Annotated in this window: 4 protein-coding genes; all 4 read right to left on the bottom strand. The window is 65.9% G+C overall.

What is annotated here, in order from left to right:
- Positions 1-3080: type VII secretion protein EccCa (gene eccCa / locus ACLP9N_RS30800; RefSeq protein ID WP_442410927.1), on the bottom strand; the 3080-nt coding region annotated here is incomplete at its 3' end.
- Between the two features lie 5 nt (positions 3081-3085).
- Positions 3086-4573: a type VII secretion protein EccB gene (gene eccB / locus ACLP9N_RS30805; RefSeq protein WP_442410928.1), complete on the bottom strand. Its 1488-nt coding sequence runs from the start codon at positions 4571-4573 to the stop codon at positions 3086-3088.
- A 278-nt stretch (positions 4574-4851) separates the two neighbouring features.
- Positions 4852-5808: a hypothetical protein gene (locus ACLP9N_RS30810; protein ID WP_442410929.1), complete on the bottom strand. Its 957-nt coding sequence runs from the start codon at positions 5806-5808 to the stop codon at positions 4852-4854.
- An 89-nt stretch (positions 5809-5897) separates the two neighbouring features.
- Positions 5898-7183: DUF5631 domain-containing protein (locus ACLP9N_RS30815; RefSeq protein WP_442410930.1), on the bottom strand; the 1286-nt coding region annotated here is incomplete at its 5' end.

Here is a 7183-nt window from a genome sequence, read left to right on the forward strand (position 1 = left end):
CGGCTGCTCAACGAGATGATGCGATCGCCCAGGAGGTTGTCCATCGCGTATAGGCCGTCGTAATCGTCCAGCACCACAAAGACATCGCCGAACGGGTCATTGGGGTCGGTGCCCCCCAGTCCGTCACTGCCCGGCCCGAACCGGCGCTCGCGAAATCCATCGAGATCGATTTTGGCTCGCCGAAACGCGTCCTCGCGCGCATCGATCAGCGCGTCCATGCTGCTCAGGATGCGCTCGATACCTTCGTAGTCCTTCGGCGACACGATGTCGGTGACGTGCGGCAGTGAGGCGATCTGCGCCAGGGTCGCCCCGCCGACGCAGAAGAACGTCACCCGCGATGGGCTATACATCGTTGCCGCAGAACACATCAGGGTCATCAAGGTGGTCGTCTTGCCACACTGTTTGGCGCCGACCACGATGATGTTGCTGCGCAGCGCGTCGATCGCGTACACGACTTGCTTGGATTCCTCGGGGATGTCCATGACGCCCACCGGAAACATCAGTCCCGAGTTATGACCGTAGTCGGCATGCCATGGCTTGCCCCGGTAACCAGCCACCAGAGCGTCGATGGGCTCGGGGTCCTCGAGCGGTTCTAACCACGGCCGGCGTGGTGACCGGTGCGGCACATTGTGCAGCGACTCCCGCAGCACGTCCACGATCTTCTTCCGCTTGAAACCGTCTTCGTGGTAAAGGAATTCGTCGGGCTCGGTGTCGACTGCGGCGGCGGCTTCCAATGCCGCGGCGTCGGCGGCGTCCAGGGGCTGGTACTGCCAGTTGTACAGCCGCGGCTTCGTCAAGGTCATATCGACGGTCGTCGACATTTCTTTTGCCTTGGGCACCACGAACGGCGCCGATAGGTAAAAGCAGCGGAACGGCTCCAGATCACGCGGCCCCACCTTCAACAGCGCGAAGCCGTTTTCTTTCGACGGCAGATGGTAGGCGGCGTCCGAGCCGATCACCTCACGGCTGTCGTCGCCGGACTCGGCGCGCAACGCGATCCGAAATGCAATGTTGGACTTGACCTTTTGCAGCGACGACAGATCCAGCCGCTGTCCGCCCAACATGAAGAAGACGTTGGCGCCGCGGCCTTCCTGACCGATGTGGATGATGAGGTTGATCCACTTGTCGTGATTGGCGAACAATTCCAGATATTCGTCGACGATCACCAGCAATACCGGCACCGGCGGCAGATCACGCCCGGCCAACCGTATCTCTTCGTAGTCGTTGGCGTCGCGCGCACCAACCGATGTGAACAGTTCATAGCGTTGTTTGATTTCTCCGTCGATCACCCTGCGCATCCGTTCCGCCAGATGCCGCTCGTCCTTACCAAGGTTGGACAGCGCGGCCACCACGTGGGGAATGCCGAGGATGTCCTGGGCCGCCGATTCGAACTTCATGTCGACGAAGATGACGTTGAACGCCTCCGGCGAGTGCGTCAGCGCGATCCCGTAGACCAACGACAAGAAGAACTCCGATTTGCCCGAGCCGCTGGTACCGATGACCACCGAGTGAAACCCGAAGCCGCCGAAGTCTTTTGCACGGATGATGATATTTTGCAGCTCGCCGTTCGGTTTGGCGCCGACCGGGATTTCCGACCACCGCTCGTCGCCCCGGCCGCGCCGTTCGGCCCACAGCCGATCGACATCTAATTCGCGTGGGTCGCTGATTCCCAACGCCCGCAGCAGTTCGGCGGCGCCGCTGCTGGAGTCGGCAATCTCGCTGCGGCTTGTGGGTGACCACCGCGCCATGGCCCGCGCATACCGGTAGGCCCGGGGTATCGACAGCTGGTCGGCATGGGCGAAGAACTTGCCGCGCGCACGCAGCAACGGCGCTGGGCGCCCATCATCGTCGTCGGCGTCGGCGCCGTTCCTGCCGGCTTTGACCGGAGCCGAACCGCTTGCCGGGCCTTTGTGTTCAACCATCTCGAGAACCTGGTCCACGCTGAACCCGACGCCGGTACCTACCCGAGACGCGATGCGCAGCACCGTAATTCCCGCCTTACCGACCTGTCCGACCACGCTCTCCCACGCATCTGGACTGCCCGTGTTGTCATCGACGATCACCAGGTGCGGTCCCAGATGCACCGTGTCAGTGCCCTGCCCGGTTTCCAGTGCCGAGCCCATTGCGGTCGGGCTGGCCGCCGCGAGGGGCGACCACGCGCCACGCTTACCCTTCATGTGCAGCTCAGCGCCTAGGGCCTCTTCCAGCTCCTCGGGTGTGGCGAATATCAGGCGCCGCCATCCGCACGCATCGAACAGTTCGTCGTGCAAGTTGTGTGGCAGCCACACCATCCACGACCACACCTCGGGGTTGCGCGTCACCACCATCAACTTCACGTCGCGCGGATTGTGAAACACTGCCAGCGAGCACAACACCGAACGCATCAGGGACCGGACCCGATCCAGGTCCTCGCTTACGAAGCTGAACCCGGGCGCCGACCGCAGGTTCAACACTTTGGCGATATCGCGAATCTTGCGCTGCTCCAATATGAAATCGCGCAACGCCTGCCCGGTGACGGGCTCGAGTTCCTCGTCGGAGGCGATGTCGGGCCACGTCACCGACAACACCGAATCCGGGGCGTGTTGAACGCCCGTCCCCACCCGCACCTCCAAGAAGTCCACATCGCCGCGGCCCCGTTCCCACATCCGCGGACCGCCGATGATCGCCCCCAGCCCCCTTGGATCGGAGTGCACCGACTGCTGCCACTGGCGCTGCGCACACACTGCGGTCTGGATCTCATCGCGGGTGACATCGAGGTCGCGGAGATAGCGGCGGCGGCCCTTTTCCATTTCGCCCCAGGTGATCTTGCGCGCGCGCCCAAACCGACCGGAAAACGCCAGCATGCTGAACGCGCCGATCCCCATCAGCGGAAAGAAGCCGGTGGACAAGCTGCGCACACCGGACACGTACAGCATCACGATCGTGCCAATCAGCGCGATGATCAACGCCGGCACGCCGATCATCACCCAAATGTTGCGTGGCTCGCGCTCCGGCAGAGCTATCGGCGCGGCCGGCGCTACCCGAACCGGTTTCGGCGGCTCGATCTTGACACGATTGATGGGAAACGATCTCTTAGACACCCTCGTCAGCCTCCCGCTTTAGCCGTTGTCGTCACCACGGTCGCCTGCCCGAGCACCGGCACAGTGTCGCGAGCCAACAGCGCCGCATGCCGCGACAAAGCCGGTCCCGCAGCAAAAGTCCGCAACAACGGCCAGGGTGCCTGCACCGCCGCAGCAGGATCAAGCCCCAGCGCGCGCAGGGTCGCCTCGTCAGGCTCGATCCCGAACCGCACACCGTTGTCCGACACCCAGAACAACGATTCGCGGGAATAGGCGGTGATCACGCCGCTGGTCGACGTCACGAAGTTCGCCGCTCCCGGCAACACCAGCACCTGGTTGGCGACAACCGATGCCGGGTCGCGGTCATCACGCACCAGGTGCACGATCCGGTTGTCCATCGACGCGGGCACCGGCAGCCCGCGCCCGTTGTAGACGGCGACGCGCGCCTGGGGGTCCGTCGACGACTTCTCCCACCCGACACATGTGGTCGGATTTGCCGCGGGGTCAACGAAATTCAGCCGTCCCATCGGGTAGTAGTCGACCGGCAGCGAGGTCACTTCAGGAATGTTGACCAGCACGTCGGGGCTCACCACCCGCGGCGCCGTCGACCCGTAGGAGTTGGCGCTGCGCAGCAGATCAGCCACGAAGCTGTTGATCTTTTGCACCCCGTCGGGCAGCAAGACATAGAACTGGCTTCCGCCACTGGCAGTTTGGTCCTGCAGCACCGCACCCACCTGCGAGCCTGACACCCACTTCGACGGCGTGCCTGCCTCCGGTACCTGCGGCACGCGCAGCGGCTCTGTCGCGGGTAGCCCGTCGAACAGCGCACGCGAAATCTCCACCGGCGCAGTCACTCCCGGGTCAAGTCCCAGACTCAAGGTGACCGCCCTATCAGTCGGGTCGATCTGGGAGCGCTTGGCTCCCCAGATGACATACCTGGTGCCCTCGAACGTCACCAGCAACCCCACGTCGTCGCGCAGCGGTGTGGCGCGTCCATAGCCGCTGAGCTCGCCCGCGATCGAAGTCACCACCGGCTTATCCGCGCTGCGCGGACGCCCTGCCGTATCGCACACCGACCACGCCGAGGCCGCACCCCTGTTAACCGGCATCGCCGCCGGCGCCCCCGGAATGCCTACCAGCGGCCCGGTCGGATACTTCGCGATCTCGGCGGGCTTGACCCACGTCGGCTGCCCCGCCGTCCCGGTCGCCAACCGTGCGGACGTCAAATTCAGGGCTGGATACAGTCGGCCGTCGATACGTGCGTAGATCGCCCCGGAATCGCGGTCGCCGATAATCGCCGAGTCGCCCACCACCCCGGTGGGCTTGAGCACATTGAGCAACATCATCCAGCCCGCGCCAATGGCCACCAACACCATCGACAACACGATCGCGGCGGTCTGTTTGCGGTCGTCGTGTTTCATTCGTGCGGAGAAGCGAGTTGTTGCCGCGCGCAGCCGCCGGTTGTAAAACAGGTGGCCGGAATTTTGGTCCCGGTTGGACAAACTCAGCGGCATTCCCAGTAACCCCTCGGTGATCGGCGAGGATCGCCCTCGACGATTCTTCCACCGTAATTCCGCTCGAATCGACCCTCATTTACGGTACGCAATGCCCGACGGGGTAAGACCGCGCTTGCCGGCACCACACCGAACAAGGCGAGCTGACCTGCTGCCTGAGCCACGGATCGAATTCTTGCCCAAGCTGCCCCGCCGCCGGTATTCACCCGAGTTCGTTTGACCAGCGCTGCTGCTGCAGGGATCGCCGAAGCCGGTTAGCGAGAGCTCGGGGTCTCGGACTATTCCTTCCGCTCTTCGTCGCTCGGCATGATCACGATCCGTCGCGGGGACCTGGTGACCACGGGAGGCTTGTCCTCACCGGACTTCGTAACAGGAACATTCGGCGGGGGGGTCATGCGGCCCTTGACCGGCTGGCCGTTGGGCACCGCGGGGGCCGTCACCCGCTTCTCTGCGGGCTTGTCCTTGTTCTCCCCTGCACCGCCGGCGCCCATCGCGCCCGGTGGCATCATCGGCATGCCGGTCATGCCCGTCGGCCCCGGTGCCGCCGGTGTGCCGCCGCTCGGTGTCACTGTCACCGACTTCGCCGACGCTCCGGCGGGCGTCGTCGGCGGCGAGGACGTCGGCACGGGTGGCGGACCCAGATAGCCGGCCGGGACCGTGCCGCCACCGCCGGAGCCGAGGCCACCGCCAGCACCACTGCCGGCGCCGCCACCGCCGAGGCCGGGTTCACTGCCGAGACTGTCCACAAGCTGCTCGTCGGACGCCAGCCCCGCGGCGCCGTGGCCCTGCTGGAGCGCACTCGTCAGCGGCTGCATAGCCTGCATGGCCTGCTGCGGAATCTCCTCAAGCGGTTTCATGAGTCCGCCAACCGCGCCACCGATCGCACCCGTGATACTCGAAACCACCTGCTGGATCATCTGCGTAGCCTGCTGCCCGCCCGCCTGCGCCCCTACTCCCTGCATCTGCTGTGCCGCGTCGGCATCCTGCGCCGGGAATTTGCGCGCGGCCTCGAGCGCGCGCATCCGCCGATCCAAGTCCTCAAGAGTGCTCGACTGTACGTCGCCAGGAACGTCGGCATTGCTCGAGAACGCCGAAAATGCGCCAGCAATGCCGGCCGGCGCATGGTCGGGTGGAGGAAGGGGAGCAGGCCCGGGACCTGACACTGGCGGTGCGTCAGCCACCCCCGCATATGTCCCCGGAGATGATTTGATCGGGACGTGTCCCCCGCCGCCCATGCTCCCACCTCAACTCTCGCCAACTGCGCCGTTCACGCGTTGCGCCGACGCGGCATCGCCATTTTGTCACACCACGCGTGGCCCGGCATTCACGTCACAACTTTCTGAGAACCACCGCGACGGTTGATGACCGCAAACCAAGCCATGTGATAGTTCGCGAGATATTCATGCCCATCGATCAGCGCCTCGATGGCCGCGAGCAGCATCCAATCTGCGACAGCGGTCTGATCGTGGTGGGGGTACGCGGTCAGGACCGAGCTTTGAATCTCTGCGACGCTTCCGCGCAGTAGCTCAGCTTCGTTCTGGGCGACGCCGGTGTTCCGTGTGGCCGGCGCCGCGACGGCCTGCGCGATCCGCGGCAGACCATCACGGCGGCGGACAGCTTCCACCAGGGTCGGTCCCAGCTCGTCGACGTCGGGCGCAGCCGAGCGGGCTGTCCGACCACCGGTCAGCGCGGGTGGGTCGGAAACAGGTTCCTCTATGTAGGCGTTGGGCTCGTGTGCTGCCGCGGCCACGACGGCGCCCAGCAAATCGACCACACTGGCGTGGCGGCGACGTGACGTCGGCTCTAGCAGCGTCACGTTGGCGGGAAGTCGGACGTGGGGAGGAATCCAGCCCCCGGCCAGATCAGTGACCAGGTTCGTGGTGCCGTCGTCGCGCAGCCCGGCCGCCCACGACAGTCGCGGCTCTTGGCGGGCCACCGCATCGACGAGCCGCTGCAGCCGTTGCTGTTCGGCCGCCCTCCCGGCCGCCGCGCCGGCCGCTGCGCCCGTTGTCGCCGACAGCGCCGATGAGCCGGCCACCGTTGACCCGCTCGCGCCGGCCTTGCCAGCCGCAGCCACTGACGCCGCCCGCTCGACCGGAGAAACCAACGGGCCACCCGCCGATGGAGACGTTGACGCAGACGGTGCGACCGGCGCGCCCGAGACCGGCGCCGAGGGAACCGTGGGCATGGCTGGCGCCGCGACGACGGGTGGGCGTAGATCGGAACCGTAGGCCGGCAATGGCCCGGCAGGGAGGGCCGGACCGGCGACGGCCGGAGCCGCGGGCGCGGACACCGGACCACCAGTCATCACCGCAGGCGCCATGGACTCGGCTCCGCCGCCCGTCGGTGTAGCTGCGGCGCCGGGCGAGGGTGTATCAACCGGAACGTGTGCCGCGGTGAATGATTCGCCGCCACTCAGGGCTGGTGCCGACACTGCGGGCGGCGTCGCCAACGGAGGAGGCGCCTGCGGAAGTGCAGCCGACCCCGGCTCCATCGCATGCATCGCGCCGTCAGACAACGATTGCACACCGGCAGTGGCCGGCTGCCCTGTCATCATGCCGGTCGCGACCGACTGCCCCATCGGTCCAGGCGAAAAGCCCTGTCCGAGGG

It is taken from the genome of Mycobacterium sp., assembly GCF_052144515.1.
Taxonomy (GTDB): Bacteria; Actinomycetota; Actinomycetes; order Mycobacteriales; family Mycobacteriaceae; genus Mycobacterium.